Origin of the sequence: Snodgrassella sp. ESL0304 (assembly GCF_013344995.1) — a bacterium.
GTDB classification, from domain to species: Bacteria; Pseudomonadota; Gammaproteobacteria; order Burkholderiales; family Neisseriaceae; genus Snodgrassella; species Snodgrassella alvi.
In genome coordinates this window covers 18,706-42,034 of the sequence record NZ_JAAEDR010000018.1, presented here as the reverse complement: position 1 = coordinate 42,034, position 23,329 = coordinate 18,706, and the positions used below count along the sequence as shown (strand labels likewise).

General features: G+C 40.9%; 26 protein-coding genes. 16 read left to right on the top strand and 10 right to left on the bottom strand.

Annotated features, from left to right (window positions below; all coding sequences use genetic code 11):
- The first annotated feature begins 166 nt into the window (after nt 1–166).
- From GYX91_RS10835 to GYX91_RS10815, 5 genes are all read left to right on the top strand, one after another.
- Nucleotides 167–577 carry a DUF6201 family protein gene (locus tag GYX91_RS10835; RefSeq protein WP_144235861.1) on the top strand — a complete coding sequence of 137 codons (411 nt, stop codon included), beginning with the start codon at nt 167–169 and terminating at the stop codon, nt 575–577.
- 326 nt (nt 578–903) lie between these two features.
- Nucleotides 904–1,308 (top strand): DUF6201 family protein, encoded by a 405-nt coding sequence (locus GYX91_RS10830; protein WP_255454447.1) that lies wholly within the window; start codon nt 904–906, stop codon nt 1,306–1,308.
- A 65-nt stretch (nt 1,309–1,373) separates the two neighbouring features.
- A complete protein-coding gene (locus GYX91_RS10825) occupies nt 1,374–1,796 on the top strand; it encodes a DUF6201 family protein (protein ID WP_370520390.1) in 423 nt (140 codons plus the stop codon).
- Nucleotides 1,797–2,121: 325 nt separating this feature from the next.
- Nucleotides 2,122–2,565 (top strand): DUF6201 family protein, encoded by a 444-nt coding sequence (locus tag GYX91_RS10820; RefSeq protein ID WP_078475243.1) that lies wholly within the window; start codon nt 2,122–2,124, stop codon nt 2,563–2,565.
- Between the two features lie 42 nt (nt 2,566–2,607).
- On the top strand, nt 2,608–3,018 hold the full coding sequence (locus tag GYX91_RS10815) for a DUF6201 family protein (RefSeq protein WP_144235858.1): 411 nt from the start codon (nt 2,608–2,610) through the stop codon (nt 3,016–3,018).
- Nucleotides 3,019–3,273: 255 nt separating this feature from the next.
- Here the strand turns inward: GYX91_RS10815 and GYX91_RS10810 are convergent, their stop codons facing one another.
- A complete protein-coding gene (locus tag GYX91_RS10810) occupies nt 3,274–4,146 on the bottom strand; it encodes a LysR family transcriptional regulator (protein ID WP_171991518.1) in 873 nt (290 codons plus the stop codon).
- A 120-nt stretch (nt 4,147–4,266) separates the two neighbouring features.
- Here GYX91_RS10810 and GYX91_RS10805 point away from each other — a divergent pair, with 120 nt between their 5' ends.
- Nucleotides 4,267–4,926: an NADPH-dependent F420 reductase gene (locus GYX91_RS10805; RefSeq protein WP_174830801.1), complete on the top strand. Its 660-nt coding sequence runs from the start codon at nt 4,267–4,269 to the stop codon at nt 4,924–4,926.
- Between the two features lie 292 nt (nt 4,927–5,218).
- Here GYX91_RS10805 and GYX91_RS10800 read toward each other — a convergent pair whose 3' ends face one another.
- The 3 genes from GYX91_RS10800 to bioH are packed head-to-tail and all read right to left on the bottom strand — an operon-like array spanning nt 5,219 to nt 7,682.
- Nucleotides 5,219–6,109, bottom strand: a complete 891-nt coding sequence (locus tag GYX91_RS10800) for a patatin-like phospholipase family protein (protein WP_078475239.1) — start codon at nt 6,107–6,109, stop codon at nt 5,219–5,221.
- 23 nt (nt 6,110–6,132) lie between these two features.
- Nucleotides 6,133–6,933: a methyltransferase domain-containing protein gene (locus GYX91_RS10795; RefSeq protein WP_174830800.1), complete on the bottom strand. Its 801-nt coding sequence runs from the start codon at nt 6,931–6,933 to the stop codon at nt 6,133–6,135.
- Nucleotides 6,930–7,682 carry a pimeloyl-ACP methyl ester esterase BioH gene (gene bioH, locus GYX91_RS10790; protein WP_174830799.1) on the bottom strand — a complete coding sequence of 251 codons (753 nt, stop codon included), beginning with the start codon at nt 7,680–7,682 and terminating at the stop codon, nt 6,930–6,932. The genes GYX91_RS10795 and bioH overlap by 4 nt, the downstream gene beginning before the upstream one ends.
- Between bioH and GYX91_RS11125 the strand changes: the two genes are divergently transcribed.
- The 7 genes from GYX91_RS11125 (at nt 7,681) to GYX91_RS10755 (ending at nt 13,645) form a co-directional block, all read left to right on the top strand.
- Complete coding sequence (locus GYX91_RS11125) at nt 7,681–8,391, top strand: ComF family protein (RefSeq protein ID WP_238791344.1); 711 nt, start codon at nt 7,681–7,683, stop codon at nt 8,389–8,391. The genes bioH and GYX91_RS11125 overlap by 2 nt on opposite strands.
- Nucleotides 8,392–8,717: 326 nt before the next feature.
- Nucleotides 8,718–9,467: a septal ring lytic transglycosylase RlpA family protein gene (locus tag GYX91_RS10780; RefSeq protein ID WP_269146745.1), complete on the top strand. Its 750-nt coding sequence runs from the start codon at nt 8,718–8,720 to the stop codon at nt 9,465–9,467.
- A 77-nt stretch (nt 9,468–9,544) separates the two neighbouring features.
- Nucleotides 9,545–10,126, top strand: coding sequence for a Holliday junction branch migration protein RuvA (gene ruvA, locus GYX91_RS10775; protein WP_025331789.1), 582 nt, complete (start codon nt 9,545–9,547; stop codon nt 10,124–10,126).
- 43 nt (nt 10,127–10,169) lie between these two features.
- Nucleotides 10,170–10,721 (top strand): 5'-3'-deoxyribonucleotidase, encoded by a 552-nt coding sequence (locus GYX91_RS10770; protein WP_100126044.1) that lies wholly within the window; start codon nt 10,170–10,172, stop codon nt 10,719–10,721.
- Between the two features lie 44 nt (nt 10,722–10,765).
- Nucleotides 10,766–11,380: a Type 1 glutamine amidotransferase-like domain-containing protein gene (locus GYX91_RS10765; RefSeq protein ID WP_174830798.1), complete on the top strand. Its 615-nt coding sequence runs from the start codon at nt 10,766–10,768 to the stop codon at nt 11,378–11,380.
- A gap of 215 nt (nt 11,381–11,595) precedes the next feature.
- Complete coding sequence (gene ftsY / locus GYX91_RS10760) at nt 11,596–12,891, top strand: signal recognition particle-docking protein FtsY (protein ID WP_174830797.1); 1,296 nt, start codon at nt 11,596–11,598, stop codon at nt 12,889–12,891.
- A 220-nt stretch (nt 12,892–13,111) separates the two neighbouring features.
- Nucleotides 13,112–13,645 (top strand): hypothetical protein, encoded by a 534-nt coding sequence (locus GYX91_RS10755; protein WP_174830796.1) that lies wholly within the window; start codon nt 13,112–13,114, stop codon nt 13,643–13,645.
- A 34-nt stretch (nt 13,646–13,679) separates the two neighbouring features.
- Here GYX91_RS10755 and GYX91_RS10750 read toward each other — a convergent pair whose 3' ends face one another.
- The 3 genes from GYX91_RS10750 to GYX91_RS10740 all read right to left on the bottom strand — a co-directional run bounded on the left by GYX91_RS10750 (nt 13,680) and on the right by GYX91_RS10740 (nt 18,925).
- A complete protein-coding gene (locus GYX91_RS10750) occupies nt 13,680–14,795 on the bottom strand; it encodes a 5-methylcytosine-specific restriction endonuclease system specificity protein McrC (RefSeq protein WP_174830795.1) in 1,116 nt (371 codons plus the stop codon).
- 20 nt (nt 14,796–14,815) lie between these two features.
- Nucleotides 14,816–16,519, bottom strand: coding sequence for an McrB family protein (locus GYX91_RS10745; protein ID WP_174830794.1), 1,704 nt, complete (start codon nt 16,517–16,519; stop codon nt 14,816–14,818).
- Between the two features lie 306 nt (nt 16,520–16,825).
- Nucleotides 16,826–18,925, bottom strand: coding sequence for a M3 family metallopeptidase (locus GYX91_RS10740; RefSeq protein ID WP_174830793.1), 2,100 nt, complete (start codon nt 18,923–18,925; stop codon nt 16,826–16,828).
- Nucleotides 18,926–19,054: 129 nt separating this feature from the next.
- On the opposite strand from GYX91_RS10740, the gene GYX91_RS10735 reads away from it, so the two are divergent.
- The 3 genes from GYX91_RS10735 (at nt 19,055) to GYX91_RS11170 (ending at nt 20,064) form a co-directional block, all read left to right on the top strand.
- The gene (locus tag GYX91_RS10735; protein ID WP_174830792.1) at nt 19,055–19,582 is read left to right on the top strand and encodes a gamma carbonic anhydrase family protein; all 528 of its coding nucleotides are present in this window, start codon (nt 19,055–19,057) and stop codon (nt 19,580–19,582) included.
- Between the two features lie 30 nt (nt 19,583–19,612).
- Entirely contained in the window at nt 19,613–19,753 is a 141-nt protein-coding gene (locus GYX91_RS10730) for a hypothetical protein (RefSeq protein WP_171991516.1), read from the top strand.
- 185 nt (nt 19,754–19,938) lie between these two features.
- On the top strand, nt 19,939–20,064 hold the full coding sequence (locus GYX91_RS11170) for a hypothetical protein (RefSeq protein ID WP_255454304.1): 126 nt from the start codon (nt 19,939–19,941) through the stop codon (nt 20,062–20,064).
- A gap of 10 nt (nt 20,065–20,074) precedes the next feature.
- Here the strand turns inward: GYX91_RS11170 and GYX91_RS10725 are convergent, their stop codons facing one another.
- From GYX91_RS10725 to tldD, 3 genes are all read right to left on the bottom strand, one after another.
- The gene (locus GYX91_RS10725; RefSeq protein ID WP_084565212.1) at nt 20,075–20,269 is read right to left on the bottom strand and encodes a hypothetical protein; all 195 of its coding nucleotides are present in this window, start codon (nt 20,267–20,269) and stop codon (nt 20,075–20,077) included.
- A 480-nt stretch (nt 20,270–20,749) separates the two neighbouring features.
- A complete protein-coding gene (locus tag GYX91_RS10720; RefSeq protein ID WP_084586879.1) occupies nt 20,750–21,346 on the bottom strand; it encodes a hypothetical protein in 597 nt (198 codons plus the stop codon).
- A gap of 471 nt (nt 21,347–21,817) precedes the next feature.
- Nucleotides 21,818–23,269 carry a metalloprotease TldD gene (gene tldD, locus GYX91_RS10715; RefSeq protein ID WP_174830791.1) on the bottom strand — a complete coding sequence of 484 codons (1,452 nt, stop codon included), beginning with the start codon at nt 23,267–23,269 and terminating at the stop codon, nt 21,818–21,820.
- Nucleotides 23,270–23,329: the final 60 nt, after the last annotated feature.

Sequence of the window (23,329 nt, the reverse complement as noted above, 5' to 3'; positions counted from 1 at the left end):
TCCTTTGTTTATTCCTACTAAAGACAGTAAATTATTAAGATATTCAGAAGAGGACTGGAGTGACGCTGATATAAAAAATAAAATCAAGGAAGTATACGGTGATATAGAGCATAATCAGCATTAAAGATGGAAACCAGTCTATAATAAAAGTATGGGGCGACTGATTATGAAAAAAAGTATAAAATGGATAAAAATAATAGGTTTATTTGCTTTTTTCTATTGGCTGTGTCTGTTTTCGTCATCCAGTTTTTACGGAAATTTTAATCTTAATTCAACAGTAAAAAGTGAAGATGGTGAGTACTATGCCAATATATACAAACATCTGCCCACTTCACCAATTTCAATTATGCAAATATTAGGCGGTAATAAATACTTCGTCGTTTTATACAATAAAAAGGGAGAAGAACTATGGAGATGCTCTTATTTTGAATATCTTAGTAAAGAGGCGATATTATATCAAGAAATTTTTTTTCCTGATAAAACGGGAAATAGTTTTCTATTTTTTACAGATCATGGTTTAGAAGGACACAATTTTTCTACAACCATACGTAATCATAAAGTAGTACTAATCAAGTAATTTAAACCGGGTTAGCAAAATTTTTGGATGCAGGATAGGATTAAATCGATTTAACTCAAAAATCAAACGAGATAAAATATTGAATAATAAAAGCCCCCCTTTTTTGCTTGCATATTTCATATCATAACAAATGACAAAAATTTATTTTATACGATAAATATTTGTAGGTAGTTGGAAGTTATTCAGTTTGGCTGTTTCCTGAATAGATATTGATGCCGGGTTTAAATCTTCCGGGAGTAATGAAAAATATTTAGCTTTTTAGAAAAAGTGATGGTTATGATGGTATTAATATCAATATAAAATCAAATAAAACCATAGGAAATAAAATGAAACATAATATCCATATATTTTTTGAAAGTATACTACGCAAAAATGCTGTATTTAAAAAAAATATATTAGTACTAATTATGGTGCTGTGGTGGTGGTTTTTCTCGTCCTCCAGTTTTTATGGTGATTTTAATCTGTGCGAGACAATAAACGGTGAGGATCGTGAGTATTACATAAATGTATATGAGCATCTGCCAACAACCCCGTTGGCGGTCTATGAATTGATACAGGGGGATCGATATTTTTATGTTTTATATAACAAACAAGGTAAGAAAATTTGGCGTTCACCCCATTATGCTTATCTATACGATAATGTAGATAGTTTTTCGATACCGACTAAAAAAAGTAATTCATTCAAATATTATGATAAAGAATGGAAAACAGTTAATATAACAATAAAATAAATTAAGTATACAGTAATATAGAACACAAACAGTATTAAAGATGGAAGCCAGTCTATAATAAAAGTATGGAGCGACGGATTATGAAAAAAAGCATAAAATGGATAAAAATGATAGGTTTATTTGCATTTTTCTATTGGCTATGTCTGTTTTCGTCATCCAGTTTTTACGGAAATTTTAATCTTGATTCAACAGTAAAAAGTGAAGATGGTGAGTACTATGCCAATATATACAAACATCTGCCCACTTCACCAATTTCAATTGTGCAAATATTAGGCGGTGATAAATATTTCATTGTCTTATACAATAAAAAGGGAGAAGAGCTATGGAGAGTATCTTATTTTGAATATATTAGCGAAGAAGCACTGTCTACTATGATGTCTTTTCCTGATAAAACAAATAACACTTTTATTTGCCCGACAAATCATGGCGTAGACGGACACGATTTTTCTACAACCATACGTAATCATAAAGTAGTGCCAATCAAGTAATTTAAACCGGGTTAGCAAAATTCTTGGATGCAGGATAGAATTAAGTTAATTTAACTCAAAAATCAAACGAGATAAAATATTAAATAATAAAAGCCTCCTTTTTTGCTTGCATATTTCATATCATAACAAATGACAAAAATTTATTTTATACGATAAATATTTGTAGTAAGTTGGAGCTTATTCAGTTTGGCTGTTTCCTGAATAGATATTGATGCTGGGTTTAAATCTTCCGGGAGTAATGAAAAATATTTAGCTTTTTAGAAAAAGTGATGGTTATGATGATATTAATATCAATATAAAATTAAACAAAACCATAGGAAATAAAATGAAACATAATATCCATATATTTTTTAAAAATATACTACGCAAAAATGCTGTATTTAAAAAAAATATATTAGTGCTAATTATGGTGCTGTGGTGGTGGTTTTTCTCGTCCTCCAGTTTTTATGGTGATTTTAATCTGTGCGATACAATAAACGGTTTGGATGGTGAATATTACATAAATGTATATGAGCATCTGCCAACAACCCCGCTGGCGGTTTATGAATTGATACAGGGAAATCGATATTTTTATGTTTTATATAACAAACAAGGTAAGAAAATATGGCATTCCCCCCATTATGCTTATCTATACGATAATGTAAGTCCTTTGTTTATTCCTACTAAAGACAGTAAATTATTAAGATATTCAGAAGAGGACTGGAGTGACGCTGATATAAAAAATAAAATCAAGGAAGTATACGGTGATATAGAGCATAATCAGCATTAAAGATGGAAACCAGTCTATAATAAAAGTATGGGGCGATGGATTATGAAAAAAAGTATAAAATGGATAAAAATGATAGGTTATTTTGCATTTTTCTATTGGCTGTGTCTGTTTTCGTCATCCAGTTTTTACGGAAATTTTAATCTTGACTCAACAGTAAAAAGTGAAGATGGTGAGTACTATGCCAATATATACAAACATCTGCCCACTTCACCAATTTCAATTGTAGAAATATTAGGTGGTAATAAATACTTCGTCGTTTTATACAATAAAAAGGGAGAAGAACTATGGAGATGCTCTTATTTTGAATATCTTAGTGAAGACACGATAATATATCAAGAAATTTTTTTCCCTGATAAAACGGGAAATAGTTTTCTATTTTTTACAAATCATGGTATAGATGGACAAGATTTTTCTACAACCATACGTAATCATAAAGTAGTGTCAATCAAGTAATTTAAATCGGGTTAGCAAAATTCTTGGATGATTATTTATTTTTGTTTCATTTATAAAAAATCATCTTAGCTTAAGAAGTTTCTTAAATGCAGGGCAGTAAATATAAAAATTAGGTTTAACTGATATAGAGGATATACAGATATCAATAAAGCAATACCAGATGAATCAATCATTAAAATACCGATGAAACCAATTTGTAAATTGTGAAGTTAGATATATTCATTTTGATATCGCTGATATAACAGATAGCAGCAACTAAGACATGGCATTAACCACAAATTCAATAAAAATATTGTGTTTTGACGGCCGTTGTCTGTCGGCTGTATAAAGCAGATGTACTTCTTTTGCCGGTGGTAAAAAATCTTGTAATATGGGGAGTAACTTATTTTGTCTGATGGCATCGCTAAGCATGGATTCGGGCAACATAGTAATACCCAGTCCTTCAATTGCGGCTTTTGCTAATACCAGAGTCTCATTGCTTTGTAATGAACCTGATATAGAAACGTTAACTTTTTTTCCATTTATCATAAATGGCCAAAGGTAATCATGTTTATTTGGATTCATGTACTGATAAATAAGACAATTGTGCTTCTCTAAATCCTTTGGTACAGACGGAACACCATGCTGAGCCAGATAACTGGGAGAAGCGGCAAAAGTGAGTTGATAGGGTTTTAATTTTCGCGCAATTAAACCTGAATCAGCTAACTGGCCAATACGGAACACAACATCAAAATTGTCCTGAACCAAATCTACATAGCGATCACTTAATTGAATATCAACTTCTACTTTTGGATAGCGTTTCATAAAATCGCTGATTACCGGTATTAAATTGTAATAACCATAGCTTACGGGAGCACTAATTCTTAAATTGCCTTTTGGCTCTTCACTGAATTGTTGTGCAAGTACTTTAGTTGCCTGGATTTCCGCTAAAATAGATAAGCATTTCGGGTAATATTGTTTGCCGAATTCGGTCAGATTTTGTGATCGTGTGGTTCGGTTAAGCAGTTTTAATCCTAAATAATTTTCTAAAAATGCTATGTATTTAGCAATCATTTGCGGTGATGTATTTAGTGAAACGGATGCTGCGGCAAAAGAACCGGTTTTTACGGTCAGAATGAATGCTTGCATACATCGGAATAAATTCATATTGCCAACTTTCAGTTGTTAATCAATCAATTTTATTTGTATTTATTGCCTTTTAATTTGTACTGATAATACAGCGCACTATTTAGAAAAGGAAATATTACGATGAAAAAGATTGGCATTATCGGAGCAGGATTTATCGGTCAGGCCTGGGCAAAGCTATTTATGCAGGCAAGTTATCAAGTGATGGTGAGTAATTCCAGAGGGAAAAATACATTGTTCAGTGTGGCTAGCAGCATAGGCTGTGAAATTGGAAGCCAGGAAGAAGCTATTGAGTTTGCAGAAATTATTCTGATTGCTATTCCATTTAATAATTATCTGCAACTACCTGCTGAATCAATGAGTAATAAAATAATATTAGATACCATGAACTATTATCCTGATCGCGACGGGCACTGGCCGCAATTAGATAAGCGTGAAATCACAACCAGTGAATTGGTTGCTCAGCATTTTTCGAAATCCAAAGTGGTTAAAGTTTTTAATGCGATTCTGGCAAGAGATGTTATTAAAGATGCCAGACCAAACGATAAATTAAACAGAAGAGCCATTCCTGTGGCAGGCAATGATTTAACTGCTAAACAAACTGTATTTAAAATATTGGATCAGGTCGGTTATGATTTTGTTGATGCCGGTTTGCTGTCTGATAGCTGGCGATTTGAGCGGGCTAAACCTGCTTATTGTGTTCCGTTAAATATCCGGCAATTACAAGAGGCACTGGAGCAAGCTCAAAGAAATATTGATTTACCTGAAAATTCATGGAAATAAAAAAGTGAATGTTACTAAGATATAAACAGGCTTCATTATTCTGCTATCCTGATTGAATTTAGTAATTAAACAAATTAAAAAGCCCGTAATAATCGGGCTTTTTATAAGTTATATTTAATTCAGAAATAGTATTCGGTAAGCTTTTTGCCATCAGCCAGTAATCTGTTCTATGGTTAAAATTCATTAAATCAGCAATTATTCGGTTTGCAATATTTTAATTAGTATTAACCAGAATAAAAACACAGACTGCCACACAGGCAGTCTGCATAGGTTGCTCACTGTTTTATATGGTTTAGTTAACCTGATATTTCGCCAGTGCCGCACGAATTTGCGGTAAGGCTGCTCTGGCAGCCTGTTCACCCAGCCGGATAGCCTGAGTTTTCTGGTCAAAACCGCCTACTGTACCCAGTTTCTGTACCTGAGGACGGATTACGACCTGAGCTTTGCTCAGTTCGCTGTTCAGGGCTGATGCGCTCATGATATTCAGGCTCTGGTCAAGATAAGAAAAAAATCCCTGACTGGTCAGACGTGCCGGTTTAGCAGATATATCTACTGCAATAACTACATTGGCGCCCAGCTGTTTGGCTGCTGTGACCGGTACCGGAGCAACCAGACCGCCATCGACGAAACTTTTATTGCCGATTACTGTGGGCTGAAAAACATTGGGTATACTGGCCGATGCGCGTACTGCCTGTCCGGCATTACCACTGTTGAAAACAGCCATGCGGCCGGTACCGAATTCAGTAGCCACTGCGCCGAAACGGATAGGAAACTGCTGAATCGGTTTATTGCGAACTTTGTTGTTGATGTAATCCTGCAGTTTTTGTCCTTTGATAAAGCCGGATGTAGACAGTACCGGATCAACTAAATCGGTTTTATTCAGTATTTCAGCCTCAAGCTCCAGCCTGTCCGGACTCATACCGGAAGCATACATGCTGCCAACCAGTGCACCAGCACTGGTACCGGTAACAACCCTTACCGGAATATGGTTTTCCTGTAAGACTTTAATTACCCCTATATGCGCAAAGCCTTTAGAAACTCCGCCACCAAGTGCCAGTCCGATAACAGCGCGAGGTTTGGCCGGAGCAGGAGGAGTAACCGGTGTGGTGTTTTTGCAGGCAGTGATGGTAACGAATGTAGTAATAATAAGTATGCTATTACGCAATAATGCCGAGAATTTCATATTATATTAATAATGTTCGGATTCTAAGTTGTAGATGAGGGATAAAATTGTACTGGTGCTGTATTGTCGGGCAGTACCTGTTTTTTAACACCGTGTCCGTATACCAGCTCAAGCGTAACATTTTGAATATCATTGCTCTGCCATGCATCAGCCAGAATACGAACTGCATCGATTTCACTGTTAAATTGCAGACTTTGCCATAGTCCGGCTGTGCGCATGTCATCAATAAAGCGCTCTGCATTGGTGTATTGCAGAGTCAGCATATCCATGTCTGTTACCGGATCATAAAAACCGTGCTGAAACAACATGTCTCCAAGATCGTGCATATCGATCAGATTCGGTGTTTTCACTACTATACCCTCTGTACGCCAAAGTGTCATGACTTCTTTCAGGGTATCCGGACCAAAGTGGCTGAAAAAAAGCAAGCCATCCGGTTTTAAAGCGCCGGCCCAGTTTCTGATAACAGCCACGGGATCATTCTGGTGAATCAGACCAAGGTTACTCCAGACCATATCAGCAGACTGGTTGCCGGGAAGCTGGTCGGAAACGGTTTGTGCTGGCAGATTGCTGTGGAGTTTTTGCCACCAGTTTTGCTTGGCTTTGCGAATAATCTGTGCTGCCTGTAAATAAGCCTCGCGACTGTCATACTCCTGAAAATGCGCATGCGGATAACGCATGCTGAGCAAACGGTAACTTTCATCACCGTCTGCTGCTGCGAGGATAATCTGTTCCGGCGGTTGTTTCAGAATACACAGACGTTCATCCAGCGTAGCGGCCAGATGTGCATGGAGAAACCAGTCTGGCTTGTGTGGCAGAGTTGTCATGTGTGTCGCTCCCAAAATTGGCACAGTGCACGGGCAAATTGATCAGGATGGCTTAAAAACGGTGTATGTGCAGCCTGTGGCAGGAGGCACCATTCGCTTTGCGGCAGCCGCTGATGAATGTATTCACCCATACGTGGCGGGGTAATGGCATCGCGATCACCATAAACCAGTAATACCGGACAGTTTATGCTAGTGAGTAAAGGGCGTAAATCAGCCTGTTCTAACGCATGCAAAGCCGCGTTAAGAGCAGCAGGCGGCCCATACTGACAAATAGCCGGTATCAGGCTGTTAACACTGGTTTGTACTGAAGTGTCTGCATACAGCATCTGCAAATGTAGAAACTGCTGCATGTATTTGGGATAATCTTCACGAAATTTATCGGCCATAATATTGAGGCTGGTACGTTTCAGCCCTTGCGGATAATCGCTGCCGGCCAGCAGTCTGACCAGACTGGCAGTCAGACACAGTGTGGCTACTTTCTCCGGATAGCGGGCGGCCAGAGTCAGTGCCACCATCCCGCCCAGTGACCAGCCAAGCAGATGTGCAGGAGCCATAAGCTGTGCGGCCAGCTGGTCTGCAATACTGTCTATACTGAAATTGCCATTAAACGGTGCACAGCCATGCCCGGGCAGGTCTGGGGTATACCAGTTTTGTTGCCATGGGGCTGGCAGATATGCCTGTAAAAGGTCGAATATATGGTGGTTAGCGCCCCAGCCATGTATCAATAACGTTCGCGAAGGTGTGATCATGAGTATAACTTCATTGCTTACTTCATTCTGGCACGCCTGCATCGGCGCACCGCACTGTTTATTATGCCACGATTGTGCGGATGTCTCAGGTTTGTGCCGGTCATGCAGGCAGGATATGGCTGCTTTGCGGCGTTCTGATACTGATATCTGTCTGCGTTGCCGTGCCGGCGGGCTGACAGCCGGAGTGTGTGAACAGTGCGGCCAGAAGTGGCCTTTTACAACTTTATATGCCAGTTACCGTTATGCCGCACCATTACAGCAAATGCTGAGTGCATTTAAGCATCAGCGGCAGCTTGCTTTACTGGATACACTGGCAGCACTGATGCTGGCACAGCCGCCGCAGTGGCTGGAGAAGGTAAAAATAGATGCTGTACTGGCTATGCCGCTGAGCCGCCGGCGCCTGTTTGAGCGTGGTTTTAATCAGAGCCAGTTACTGGCTGCAATCATTGCCAGGCACTATACCTTGCCGGTAGTGACACCAGACTGGATAGAGCGTTGTCACCGGCCACCGCAATCAACTTTAAAAAAATCAGCACGTTTGCATAATGTACGCGGTGTATTTCGCCTTAATAGCGCAGTTAAAAAACGTAACTTGTTGTTAATAGATGATGTTGTGACCACCGGCGCAACAATTTTCGAATTGGCTCAGACCCTTAAGAAATCAGGTGTTGCGCAGGTTTATGTCTGGACACTCGCACATCCGGAATGAAAAAATCTTTGACAGACTGAAGTCTGTTTGGCATAGTGTCGCCCAGTTAAATACCTGATTCAATTGTTAACTGCATTACAACCAAGGCGATTTTGCCGGTTAGTAAGCGATTTTCAGAACCCGCCAGTGTGCTGTTTTAATCACAGCCGGTGTTTGTTCTTGCCAATTGAGGCACCAGCCTCTTCTGCCACATTTTAAGTGGCTGCCACTGTTTTTTGCTGTCTTAGTAGAAATTCAGTCTTTACCGGACTATGTATTATTTACCCGCAAATGGTAATTGCGTGTCTGGTTTTTGCGTCTTTTACTCAAAGAAACGGAAATACGGTTTGATCAGAATTAAATTGTTATTTATTAGTGTTGCCATGGTACTTGGATTGAGTGCGGCATATGCCGGACCATCAGGTAATTTGTCTGCACCAGTTTATCATCCCAAAAAATCAGTATCTAATCTTACAGTAGTACCTGCAGAGCATCTGCATAAAACAGCTAATCTTAGCTATCAGGTAGCGGGCAAACGTTATTATCCGCTACAAAAAGTGGCCAGTTTCAGTCAGGTAGGTAAAGCTTCCTACTATGGCAAAAATTTTCATGGCCGTAAAACTTCATCAGGCGAGCGCTTTGACAGCCAGATGCTGACCGCCGCCCATCCGACTTTACCTATCCCCAGTTATGCACGGGTAACCAATCTGTCCAATGGGAAGACAGTGGTTGTACGTATTAATGATCGCGGTCCCTTTCATGCTAACCGGGTAATGGATGTATCCTATGCTGCCGCACAGCAGTTAGGTTTTGTACGTGCCGGTACTGCTCAGGTACGGGTAGAGCAGATTCTGCCCGGAGAGCGTCTGCAACCGGCAGGTACCAGTGGTAATATTTACGTGGATCTGCAGAAATTTGACAGTAAGGAGCAGGCTCAGAAATATCTGAAAACCACTTCACGTCATTTACAGAGTGCAGGAAGCGAACAGCAGGCTAAGCTTGTGAAAGTTCAGAACAGCTATGTTGTCCGCATGGGTCCGTTTAAACAGCAGCAGCGTGCCGATGAGGCCAAAAAATCAATGCTGACTGTATTGTAAAATTGCTCAGGCTCAGAAAAAAGCCCGTGATATGATGCACGGGCTTTTATATATCTGGCTGTTGGGAAGGGAATATCATGATTAGCCGTTTACGCGGAATCATATTGGAAAAAAATCCGCCGGTAGTGGTACTGGATGTTCATGGTGTAGGCTATGAAGCTCAGGTTTCCATGCAAACCTTTTATACTTTACCGGCCGCAGGTGAAGAAACTGCACTGTATACTCAGCTGGTCGTGCGTGAAGATGCTCATCTGCTATTTGGTTTCGGCTCCCGCGAAGAACGGGAAACATTCCGTGCATTAGTAAAGGTAAGCGGTATCGGAGCCAAAAGTGCTCTGGGTATTTTATCCGCACTGACCAGTGAGGAGCTGGCTGCCGCTATTGCTACTGAAGATATTAAACGCCTGACAGCTGCACCAGGCATCGGTAAAAAAACCGCCGAACGCATGGTACTGGAATTGCGTGGCAAACTTGCTGCCGCCAGTGATGATGCTACCGGTTTGTTTACACAGAATACAGCCGGCAATAACGAAGATATTATTAATACATTGCTTGCTTTAGGCTATACCGATAAAGAAGCCCGTACTGCCTGTAAAAATATACCGGCAGGTACAGACGTCAGTGAAGGTGTACGGCTGGCTTTAAAAAACATGCTATAAATTAATTTGCTTTATAATCATATACGCCACCTCGGGAATTTGTATGGCATCTAAATTGATTTTGCTGGATCAGGATGGTGTTCTGGCCGACTTTGAGCAGGGAGTAAGACAACTATGGCAGCAAACCTATCAGCAACCGCTGCCCCTGACAGAACGCAGACATTTTTACCTGCGTGATGATATGGCTCCCGAATTTCACCGACAACTGGCGCAAATTTATAGCAGTAAAGGTTTTTTTGCTTCATTACCGCCTATGCAGCATGGTATTTCAGCAGCTAAGCGCCTGCTGGAGGCCGGCCATGATGTGCGTATTTGTACCTCGCCTATACAGGATTATCACTATTGTGTATCCGAAAAATTTGACTGGGTATGCCAGCATCTGGGTGAAGACTGGATGCAGCGCATAATTCTGGCCAAAGATAAAACCTGGGTGCGCGGCGATATTCTGATTGATGATAAACCTCAGATAAGCGGCAGTCTGGTGCCGCAATGGCAACACTGGATTTATGATCAGCCCTATAATCGGCATCAGACTGAATTATATCGGATAAACTGGGAACAACCGGAAACATGGTCTGAATTACTAAATAATTAAGTTCGGTGACCGGACTATATAAAACAGAGAGGCTGGAAACTACAATGCAAACGATTTTTTTAACATCTTATATTGCTGGAACCGGTCAGAAGCTTGCCGATTTTATGCAGAACAATAAAATTAATAGCAAGCGTGTTCTGTTTATCCCTACAGCCGGTAATGTTGAAGGCTACACAAAATATATAGATGAAGGTAAATCAGTATTAACACAGCTTGGATTGAAACTTGATTTACTGGATATTGCCACAGCGGATATCCGCCAGTGCCATACTGCTTTTTCGGCAGCAGAAATTATTTGCATAACCGGCGGTAATACATTTTATTTATTGCAGGAACTGAAAAGAAAAAATCTTGACCGGCTGCTTGCTCAAAGAATTGCTGAAGGCTGCGTTTATATTGGCGAATCTGCCGGTGCAATTATTCTGGCAGCAGACATAGAATATAATAAAATAATGGATGACAGCAGCCTGGCTCCGGAACTGAACAATTATACAGGTTTAAACTGCATCGATTTTTATCCTTTGCCGCATTATATTGACGAACCTTTTGTCCAGTCAGCCCGGCAAACCTATGCAGAATATAGTAAACGTTTGAATTTGGTAACTTTTAATAACTCTCAGGCTATTGTTGTTATTAATCATAATTATGAGGTGGTGTAAATTCAGAGCTGTAAATACGCAGCCAATCCAGTTTGTTCTGTCTGATTTTTAACCTGTACAGAAGTACTTTAAGGCAAAACTATCTGAATAAAATAAATAATAGTATCGCAGCACATTATCAAATAAATCTCTGTAAGCTACAATAGCACAATTATTCCAATGCCAAAGATCGGTTGTGATTCAGCTTTGGCCTCATATCGTATTCAGGAAAGCCCATGTTTGGATTTTTTAAACGAAAAAAAAATACTGAGCCAGTTGCTGAGCAGCCCGTACCGGCCCCTCACCAGCAGGAAAACTCAGAACAATTACAGAATATAGCTGATGATTCTGTTCAGACTGAAGTAATACCGCAGCCTGAACCGGCTATCAGTGATCCTGTTGCAGAAAAACCTGAGCAGGCCGACACCGCTCCCGTTCAACCACAGACCGAAACAGAACAAGATATTATTGTACCCACAGCAGTAGATGAACCGGCAGCCATTGCTGTAACAGACGATACTGCCTCACCAGTTCAGACACCTGTCGCTAGTGAAAACACAGTTGTGATAGCTGCTGAGCCGGATACAGTGAGTGAGCAGACAGAAAAACCGGCTAAACTGAGCTGGACTGCACGGCTAAAACAGGGGCTGAGCAAATCCCGCAATCAAATGGCCAAATCTCTGGCTTCAGTGTTTGGCGGCGGTAAAATCGACGAAGATTTGTATGAAGAACTGGAAACCGTATTGCTGACCAGTGATATGGGAATTGAAGCCACAGAAAAACTGCTGGCACAGGTGCGCCAGCGGGTTACCCTGAAAGGGCTGAAAAACGGAGATGAGCTGCGCAGTGCTCTGAAAGAAGCCCTGTATGAATTACTGTTGCCACTGGATCAGCCACTGATTTTACCGGATGATAAAAAGCCCTTTGTGATTATGATGGCTGGTGTGAACGGTGCCGGTAAAACTACCAGTATCGGTAAACTGGCGAAATATTTTCAAAGTCAGGGTAAAAGCGTGCTGCTGGCTGCCGGCGATACCTTTCGTGCAGCAGCCCGCGAACAATTGCAGCAATGGGGTGAACGCAATAATGTCACCGTGATTGCTCAGGCTTCCGGCGACTCAGCAGCAGTCTGTTATGATGCTCTGGAGGCGGCCAAAGCACGCGGTATTGATGTGGTACTGGCAGACACTGCCGGTCGCCTGCCTACTCAGTTGCATCTGATGGAAGAAATCAAAAAAGTAAAACGCGTCCTGCAAAAATCCTTGCCTGACGCCCCGCATGAAGTCATGCTGGTACTGGATGCCAATGTAGGACAGAATGCCATCAATCAGGTTGTAGCCTTTGATGATGCGCTCGGATTAACCGGTCTGATTGTTTCCAAACTGGATGGTACAGCCAAAGGCGGTATTCTCGCGGCACTGGCAGCCAAGCGACCGGTTCCGGTACGCTTTATCGGCGTGGGTGAAGGTATTGATGATTTACGCCCGTTTGATGCCCGGGCATTTGTAGATGCATTAATTGAGGATGAATAATAAAATGTCAGATAAAAGCCGGCTATAAAAATGAATAGACGGCTTTTCACTGTTTCAGTATAAACTGATGTTTTCGAAAAAGTGTAACTATAGAAATAGCAACCGGAACATTGAGCAGAATATATCAAAAATGCTTTAAGAATTAATTAGTCTTACCATACAAAATTATTGATATTAAAATAAATTAATAAAGCAGCTGATTATTAAAGTGGAGATACAAATGGCCGAAAATGAAACTAGATTAAACAGCAATTTATTCAAACAATATCAGAAGTTTGGTTTCGATATAATGGAGTATCTGGCTGATTTTTTTGAAAAAGCGGAGTTAGAAGAAATTGATGAGCAGGCCGTAGACAGTATAGATGGTTGTTATCAGCAACTAACTTTTCCTGATCAGTCTTCTATTCGTTATACTTCCTGGAATAATGGACAGCCGTTTTACATTATTTTATTTAACTCACGCGGTGATTATATTTTAGAGTTGGACTTAACCAGACTGGTTTGTATTGAAGACAGATTTACCTGGTATCTGGCCAAGCCGGTTAATCCTGAGTCAAGAGAAGTGTTAGCAGCACATCTGGACTTGGTACAGATTCCTTCTGATTATAGAGCATGGGTAATTAATCAGAAAAAAATGTTGAAACAAGGTGAAAAGGTTAATAAAGAAGGTTTTTTACTGGTAAAAGATAGTAACTGGAAAGAATTAGTAGAAAAACTGGCTGCTCTTATTCAGGTATATCCAAAAAATACGTGATTGGCGGATAGGTAATCAGGGTAGATAATCTAAATTATTTATTATTGGTAGGTATACAATTACACTGGCTTAATAAACGCAGAAGATTTTTTCTGATTAGTCTGGAATCTTCCTGTAAATTGATGGTAGAAAATCTGATTGTGTGGTTTTGAATAATGACATGTTCATTTATGTTCTCATCAATAGCCGGATACAGTAACATCCCGGTTGCATGACAAGATGGGGCATCAGTAGTGTTTTCCTGACTTCTCAGGTAGGCATAAAGCTGATAAATATGTGCACTTTTAAACTTTTTGCTATTATTAGAACCTGATTGCCGAACAATAGAGGTACATTTTGTATCGATAATCATACGATGCTGGCAGGCTGAGTGTTCAATAATTAAATCTGTTCGCATTTGGGGCAGAAATTTATTTATATTGTTACTTGCAGACTTCTGCTGCCAGAATAACCGTTTGCCGGAACTGATTTTCCATCTGCTGGCTGGCAGATTAACCCGGGCAAAGCCTATTGTAGCCTCTTCAAATAATTGCCGTAACCAAGTATCAGTTTTATTAATTTGTTCGGCCGATTGCACGCCGGCCTGTTCTGTCGGAATAGCCAGCTTAAAAATAAGACGGCATAAGGTGAGTAAATATCTATCCTGTGTGCCGGACCGATCAAAATAGTCGGCTCTGAAATCATAGTGAGTTGACTGGCCTATTTTCAGTGTATTAAAGTGGCTGATAATTTTCTGACATCGGATTTTTAATTTTTCATCCTCTATCAGAGGCAATAAAGTGTGAGCGGCTGCATGAATATAGCGGTTTTTTGGTGTATCAATAGTTAAAACCTCAAACTGACATTGTATTCTGCCCTTTTCCAGTAAATGCTGTCGTACTGTAGCAAGAATATCTATTTTTCCTCTGACACGATTCAGTATTTGCGTCTGTTGTGTATATCCGCAGGATAATGATCGCATGAGTTTTTCGGTAGCCTTACAATACAATTCGGCAGCCAGCTTAATCAGATCTTCAGGATTATTTTCCAATTGAACTCGTTGCTGTTTACCCAAAGTCTGGTATAAATTAGAAGCATAAAGTAACAATAACCAAATATTTTTAATCGGTATCTTGGCTACTGTAGTACTGGTTTCCTGCTTATTAGACATATATATTTTTTAGTTAGTTGTTATTTCTTGGTTACAGGAAATAATTTTAGCTTGGCTGCCTTAATTTGCTCGGGGGCATGAAACCAGTATTCTTCCAATAAAGGCATAATTTCAGTTTCAACAATAGTGGTAAACCATTTATCAGCTTTATCATCTTCTATGTGTTGACTGGTGGTCAGGTAGCTGTGTCCAATGGTAAATGCAGGACCAAGTGTTTGGTCATCGCTAATTTTTTTATTCAGTTTAATCATACAATTTTGCCATTTCTGTAATTTTTCCTCTGAAATTCCTGATTTGTCTTTCATATATTCCAGCCACTCATCATCAAAATTTGGTTTTAGATCAAAAAATGCAAAGCGGCGCCGCAATGCAAAGTCAACCATAGCCAGAGAGCGGTCAGCGATATTCATGGTGCCAATGACATACAGATTATCCGGAATATAAAAGCCTTTTTCATTTCCATAGGTTAACTCCAGTGCTTCCTGAGGATTACGTTTACTGGCTTCGAGCAGTGTTAACATTTCTCCAAAAATCTGTGCCGGATTTCCGCGATTGATTTCTTCAATAACAATAACATAGTTTGCGTCAGGATCATTTTCTGCCTGATTGGCTATATTAAGAAAAGGGCCGTCAACTAATTCAAGTTTGCCGTCGCTGGAAGGGCGATAGCCTCGGATGAAATCCTCATAGGATGTATTCGGATGAAACTGGATTGCTTTAATATTGTCAGAATTACGATAGCCAACGATTACACTGGCCAATCGTTTTGCCAGCCAGGTTTTACCGGTACCGGGCGGTCCTTGTAAAATTATATTTTTCTTTTCTTTTAATTTTGTCTGAATACTTTCTAATTCATCTTTGCTGATGAAACAGCCTTCTTCTATTAAATCATCCAGAAGATAAGGTTTTCTGAGTATATTCTTTTGGTCTGGATTTTCCTCACTACTAATATTATTTTTATTTGATATATCTGAATCATAACTTGCTAATTTATATTGACCATTATTATTCAAAAAAATCAAAATATCTTCATCACGTAACTCTTGAAAAGTGCGACTGATACTGTATTTTATTGTGTTATTTTTCGGAAATCGTTCTTGCAGTAGTTGTTCATACTCTTGCAGGAATTGTTGACGGGTAAAAATACTACTATTATTTTTTTCACATAATTCCTGAATCAAATAATGTACTGTTGTTTGCCATCTGGCATTATTATTAAGCTTCTGCTGATTTTGATTATTCATAGCCGGGTCATAATTTGTATTATTAAAACGTTCCTGCCAATAAGGCATCTGACAAAATTGATCAATATCCTGAGGCTGATCATCAAAGGTGAAATTAATCAATTGCTCCGATTGCCAGTTGGTATCTTTATTTACCAGCCAGATGGTTTTCAGACTGGTGTAAAAATACCATTTTTTTTCAGGAGTAGATTTTTGCCAGCTGACTTTCAGAGATTTACCATCACCCGGATTTTCAATAACAGTACCGATGGCTTTAATTTGTGTTACCGGTACAGGATAGCCTTTGTTTTCGAAAGGCAGATCAGATATCTGAGGAGAGACGGATTTGATTGCTACCTGATCGCCGGCAGCTATCAAATGAATTTGCTCAATATCTTTCTTATTATTGCCGGCATATATCCATTTATTATTACGAATAAAAATATCACTCCGGTTATTATTTACCTCTAAAAACCAGTAGTTTTGCTTTGTATTATTCATTTTCCCCATCTTTGTAAATGATTACCGGTTGCTGATGAATCATAGCACAGCAATTAAATTAATTAATATTAACTTTAAATGACATTAAATATGATTAATGTTAATCATAATAAAGTTTAAATACAAACTTTTTTGAAAATAACATTTATAGACAATAACAAACAGCCGCCGATAAAATAATTAGCTGTGATATACGCAGATGCCGGTAAGTTATCTTTTAATCTGAATGTTTTATTATATTTTAGTTCAAGAAATTGCCATAAAAAACGCGATGTAGTCATCGCGTTTTTTATTCTTTACTGAAACTCAGGCAGCTTCATGAAAGCCGCAGTGACGTAACAGTGCATCGATTTGCGGTTCACGGCCGCGGAATGCTTTAAAGGATTCCATCGCTGGACGAGAGCCGCCGACAGCGAGTACTTCGTGCCAGAAACGTTTGCCTGTTGCCGCTGCATCCGCTTCTTCTTCAAAAGCGGCATAAATATCCGCAGAAAGCACTTCTGCCCAGCTATAGCTGTAATAACCGGCAGAATAACCACCGGCAAAGATATGGCTGAAAGAATGAGCAAAGCGGTTAAAATCTGGCTGAGGCATCACGGCTACCCGACGGCGTACTTCCTGCAAGGTTTGCTGCCAGTCACAACCCGGATGGCTGTAGATTTCCATATCAAACTGAGCAAACTCCATCTGGCGCAGCATCCAAAGCCCGCTCTGGAAGTTTTTTGCAGCCAGCATTTTCTTATAAAGCTCCTCAGGCAGTACCGCGCCGGTATCCTGATGGCAGCTCATGCCGGCAAGCACATCATATTCCCAGACAAAGTTTTCCATAAACTGGCTGGGCATTTCTACCGCATCCCATTCCACGCCATTGATACCGGAAACTCCCAGTTCATCTACCTGAGTCAGCAGATGATGCAGACCATGACCGGTTTCGTGGAACAGAGTCAGGATTTCTTCGTGGCTCAGGCGTGCGGTATTGCCGGCTACAGGCGGCGTGAAATTGCACACCAGATACGCAATAGGTGTTTGCAGCTGGCCGGCATGATCGCCTGTTATAAAACGACGGCGGCCGCGGTAATCATTCATCCATGCACCGCCGCGCTTACCGGCTCGTGCATACAGATCCATGTAGACGCCACCGATGATGGCCCCGCCCTGTTCAAGCTCATAATAGCGAACATCAGGATGCCATACCGGTACCTGTTTTTCGATGAAATGAACGCCATACAATTTATCAATCTGGGCAAACAGACCTGCGAGAACGCGATCAGCCGGAAAATATTTTTTTACTTCAGTCTGGCTGAATGCATATTTAGCCTGACGCAGTTTTTCACTGGCATAGGTCATATCCCATGGCTGTAAATCATCCAGACTGAGATGTACTCGTGCGTATGTTTTAACTTCAGCCAGATCTTTTTCAGCAAAAGGTTTGGCTCTGCTCGCCAGATCCTGAAGAAAGGTCATCACCTGTTGGGGTGTATCAGCCATTTTGGTTGCCAGCGATAATTCTGCATAGTTTTGGAAACCCAGTAACTGAGCTTCACGTGCGGCAATCTGCAGAATCCGGTTGATATTGGCGGTATTATTCCATTTAGCCTCGCCAAGCTCACTGGCCCGGGTTGAATAGGCATGATACAGCTGCCGGCGCAGTTCGCGATTGTGGGCATATTGCATTACTGCCAGATAATGCGGCATTTGCAGCCCGATTTTATAGCCGGTTTTACCTTCTGCCTGTGCCGCTGCGGCAAACATGGCCAGTGCCTCTTCTGTTAATCCGCTGATTTCGCTATCCCGTGCAAAGTCGGCATCTGTGCTGGTCTGACCGGATGTATTTTCCTGACCAGCCAGTTCTGCGCCATTAGCAAAATACAATGCAAATGCATCAGTGGCGTCCAGAACATTCTGACTAAAGGCTGCGGAAAGCTGCGCACCTTCTGCCTGTAAGGCTGCAAACTCCGCCTGTTCCTGTTCCGGCAGCTCGGCACCGCTGAGAACAAAATCTCTTAAATCATGGTTCAGTTTGGTTTGCTGTGCCGGGCTCAACTGTGCATATTCTGCACTGGCTTTGATGCTTTTAAAGCGCTCATATAAGGCAATATCCTGACTGATCGCAGTAAAGAATTCGCTTACTTTAGGCATCAGTGCATTATAGGCCGCACGTAATTCAGGTGTATCTGCCACGCTGTTTAGATGGGCAACAACACTCCAGATACGACCGACACGTTCAGTAATACTGGTTAAAGCTTCTACGGTGTTATTCCAGCTGGCATCAGGCTCAGCTTTCAAGGCGGTGATAGCGGCAGCAGCCTGCTGCATCGCTTCGGTCATTGCCGGCTCAATATCTGCAGCCTTAATGGCATCGAAACGGGGTTCACTATCCAGATTCAACAAAACATTTTCAGACATAGTATTCTCAAGAGAAAAATACCTGTAAATTTGCGGTTTTTCAGGTAAATCGGGTGGAAAGAGCAGGAGCTTATATTTATCTTCTGCTATAAATAATATTGCATAATGTAACAGGATAAGGTCAAAAACATGAAAAACAATATTCGTTCTTATTTAGATACGCAACCACAAATTGCCGATAGTTGTTATATAGATGATATGGCTGTGGTTATCGGGAATGTAATTTTGCAGGAAGAAGTATCTGTGTGGCCGTTTGCGGTGATTCGCGCAGATGTGAACAGTATGCGTATTGGTGCCAGAAGCAATATTCAGGATCACTGTATGCTGCATGTCAGCCACAAAACAGCAGCCAAACCGGATGGCTCACCATTGGTGATTGGTGAGGATGTTACTGTAGGTCATCATGTTAATCTGCATGGCTGTACGATTGGTAACAGGGTGCTGGTGGGGATTAATTCGATTGTTCTGGATGATGCGATTATTGAGGATGATGTGATGATTGGTGCCGGCAGTCTGGTACCCCCGCGCAAACGTCTGGCGAGCGGTTATCTGTATTTGGGTTCTCCGGTACAGCAAATCCGCCCGTTAACGGAAAAGGAGCGAAAATTTTTATTATATTCAGCATCGCATTATGTTAGACTCATGAAGAGTTATTAAGTTAACCCTCTAATTAAAGGACTATAAAAAATGAAAAAATTCTTGTCTTTAAGTTTATTATGCAGCCTGCTGGCGTTGGCAGGCTGTGCCAGCGATGGCTCAGGTAAAGGGCAAACCCAGGTGTACGGGGATATCAAAACCGGTGTGGAAACGTCACATACCAGTCATTAATTTATTTGGTCAAGTTAATTCGATGTAAATGAGTAGCAGAGTAATACTAAAATAGATGAGTGTCGTAAAATGGGTATTATATGCAGTTGGAAAATGCAAAATTTGCACGGAACAATTGTTATATTAATGAAGTTAAGCTAGATTGTGAAAATAGTTTTTCAAACCAACCGTTAAAGGACACAATGATGAAAAAGCTATTGGGAATTGGTGCCGTACTGGCTGCTCTGTTACTAACTGCCTGCGCTACTACAAATTCTGATACTAAAGCTGCTCCGTACAGTGATGTACAGGCTGCCGTAGAATCTAACTAAGCAGTAGTGATTAAATAAGTGGTTGGATTCGCTGGATAAATAATTCCAGCAAATCCAGCCACTTTTTTGTATAAAGTAAGCGGACAAATGCCGGTATAAAAAAATTGACAGATATCATCAGAAACGAAATAGGATTGAATAAAGAGATATCGGCACTCAGAGTAGTGCCGGTTAGCTCTAAATGAGGCATGTTATAGATTTGCATGTTTGAGTGTCTGCGACACTCAAAATCTGTTCAGAAATAATTTTTTATTTTAAAGTTAATGATTTTTGCCGGCCTGATTTGGCTAAATATAAGCTGGTCAGAAATAGCCTGAATGCAATAAATATATTATTCACTTTGGCGGAAGATCTACAGCGTATATCAATTCAGACAATCACCTTTAACTTTCAAAACATAGGCTGATAAACATACGCAGTTTAATCAACAGAATTTTTGATATTGGTCTCATCAATAATCTGATAGTAAACAGAAAAATATCCCAACACTATATTGGTTGTACTGATACAGACAATTAAATTACTTGAATAATGTTGGATTTAATATCAGCAAATAAAAATTTTTCCAGCTTTAAGCAAAATGCTTGCAAGGCTGGAGCAGAGCATGATTAGCCTGTTGTATTCCGGAACTGATAAAAGGCAGTCAGACTGCCTTTTATACTGGTTGGCGATTTTAGCAGATCGCTTAATCACCCTTAATGAGTGATGTAGTTGTGCCGTCTGGATGCACTTCTTGCAGAATAACCCCGCATTGGGCTGATGCAGATGCCGCGATGGCCTCGTAATCTTTACCCGGTTCGGCTACAAAAGTAAGTTTGTTACTCTGGCAGGAGGGCTGATAGGAAATGATTTTGCCATCGTTATGAGTATTATTAACATTGGTCAGACCAATAATGGCATTGGATATGGTAATCGGTACATTAGCTGGAATGGTGAATTCACGGTAGTACAGCTTAGACAAATTATGATTATGTCGTTTCATAGTATCCAAAGTAGCCGTTGCCGGTATACCAATGGTACTGTTACGAGCCAGCCCTAATGATGAAGCAAATGCCCCGCCTAAAGTACCACCGGTTGATTCTTTTACCTCATGTCCCTGAAAACTGTATTTCATATTAGTCGGTTTGCCATTCTGCCCGAAGATGCGTATCCGTGCCTGTTGCGAACTATCATCTGAAGCATCCTGTGCCATGGCCAAATTAACATTGAAACTTAAGAAAAAACTGATTATCAGGAATTTTTTCAGGCTGAGTCTGGATTTGTTTTTTTTGATAAAAAACATATGAGTACTTTCTGAATAATTGAGGGTAGAAAAGTTAATAATAAAGTGATATATCAGAATAATTAACTGATATTACTCTATATTCACATAAATAAATATTATTTATCTGCATAATTTTTTTATAGCTGAAACGGTTCAGCCTGATAGAGTGATTCAGATTAGTGTTATGAAATGTGTAATAAATTATAATGCAGATTGGTATTAATGCCAATATCATAATAATATAAATCTGATACCAACCGGATTGCTGTTTTCCGGTTATTTGCTGCGCAGCACTGGCGGATCATTGTAATCAATAACTGATGCCTGAAAAAAGCAGATTTGATTTCAATAAGTGCAAAGAGAATATGCATATTAATATCGGGAAATTCAGATGTAATTTACGATAAATAAATATATATATCCGCATAAATAAACACCATAACGGACACAGTAATTTGTCTCCGTTATGCTGTTTGCTGTTCAGGTGAATTATGTCTGGCTGCCACCCACAGTCAGACCGGCATCAATACGCAGCGTGGGCTGTCCCACACCTACCGGCACGCTTTGCCCGTCTTTACCGCAGATACCTACACCACTGTCCAGACTACTGTTATTGCCTATCATACTAACGTGTTTTAATACTTCCGGACCACTGCCAATAATGGTGGCTCCTTTTACCGGATATTGTAGCTTACCGTTTTCAACCCACCAGGCTTCCGAAGCACTGAATACAAATTTACCACTGGTAATATCTACCTGTCCGCCACCAAAATTAACCGCATACAAGCCCTTATCGACAGAGGCAATAATCTCTTCCGGATTAAGCCGGCCGTTTTCCATATAAGTATTGGTCATGCGCGGCATCGGTGCTGAGGCGTAATTTTCACGCCGGCCATTACCGGTGACGGAGACGCCCATTAAACGTGCATTGGTTTCATCCTGCAAATAGCCGCATAAAATACCATCTTCAATCAGTACCGTACGCTGTGTAGCATTGCCTTCATCATCAATATTCAGCGAACCACGGCGTTCGGCAATATTACCCTGATCAACAACAGTCACACCTTTAGCCGCTACGCGTTCACCTAAACGGCCGGCAAACGCACTGGTTCCTTTGCGGTTAAAATCACCTTCCAGACCATGACCTACAGCTTCATGTAACAATACACCCGGCCATCCACTGCCCAGTACCACCGTCATCTGACCAGCAGGTGCCGGACGGGCTTCCAGATTGGTCAGTGCCTGAGCAACGGCTGTATCTACATATGATTTGAGCATGGCTTCATCAAAATAACCCAGATCAAAGCGACCGCCTCCGCCACTGCTGCCCTGCTCGCGCCTTTCTCCCTGTTTGGCAATCACAGTAACAGATAAACGGACAAGCGGGCGGACATCAGTGTGTATCCGGCCGTCCAGTCGCGCCAGATAAATCAGTTCATGCTCGCATACCAGCCCGGCCATTACCTGCACAATACGCGGATCAGCAGCTTTTGCCAGTGCCTCCACACGCTGTAATAAAGCCACTTTCTCTCCGGCATCCAGACTGAGCATCGGATTAGCCATTGCATACAGTGGTTTGACTGACGGCAGAGAAGTCAGTCCCACTGAGCGCTGCTGACCGGCCTGCCCAATTGCCCGTACAGCCTGTGCTGCATCAGTTAATGCCTGCACATTCAGATTGTCGGCGTAAGCAAATGCTGTTTTTTCACCACTTACCGCACGGACACCGACGCCCTGCTCAATCTGAAAACTGCCTGATTTGACCATGCCTTCTTCCAGATGCCAGCTTTCATAGGTACTGCGCTGGCAGTAAATATCAGCATAATCAATATGGTGTGCTCCCATCAGGGAGAGTGCACGGGTAAAATCGGCTACAGCCAGTTCGTTGTCGGCCAGTAGCTGTTGATGAACAAGTTGCGCGGTTTGAGTTGAGATAGGCATGAGCTGTCAAAAATTAGGTTGTGACAAAAGCACAGACAGAGAAAGATTTAATCAGAAAAG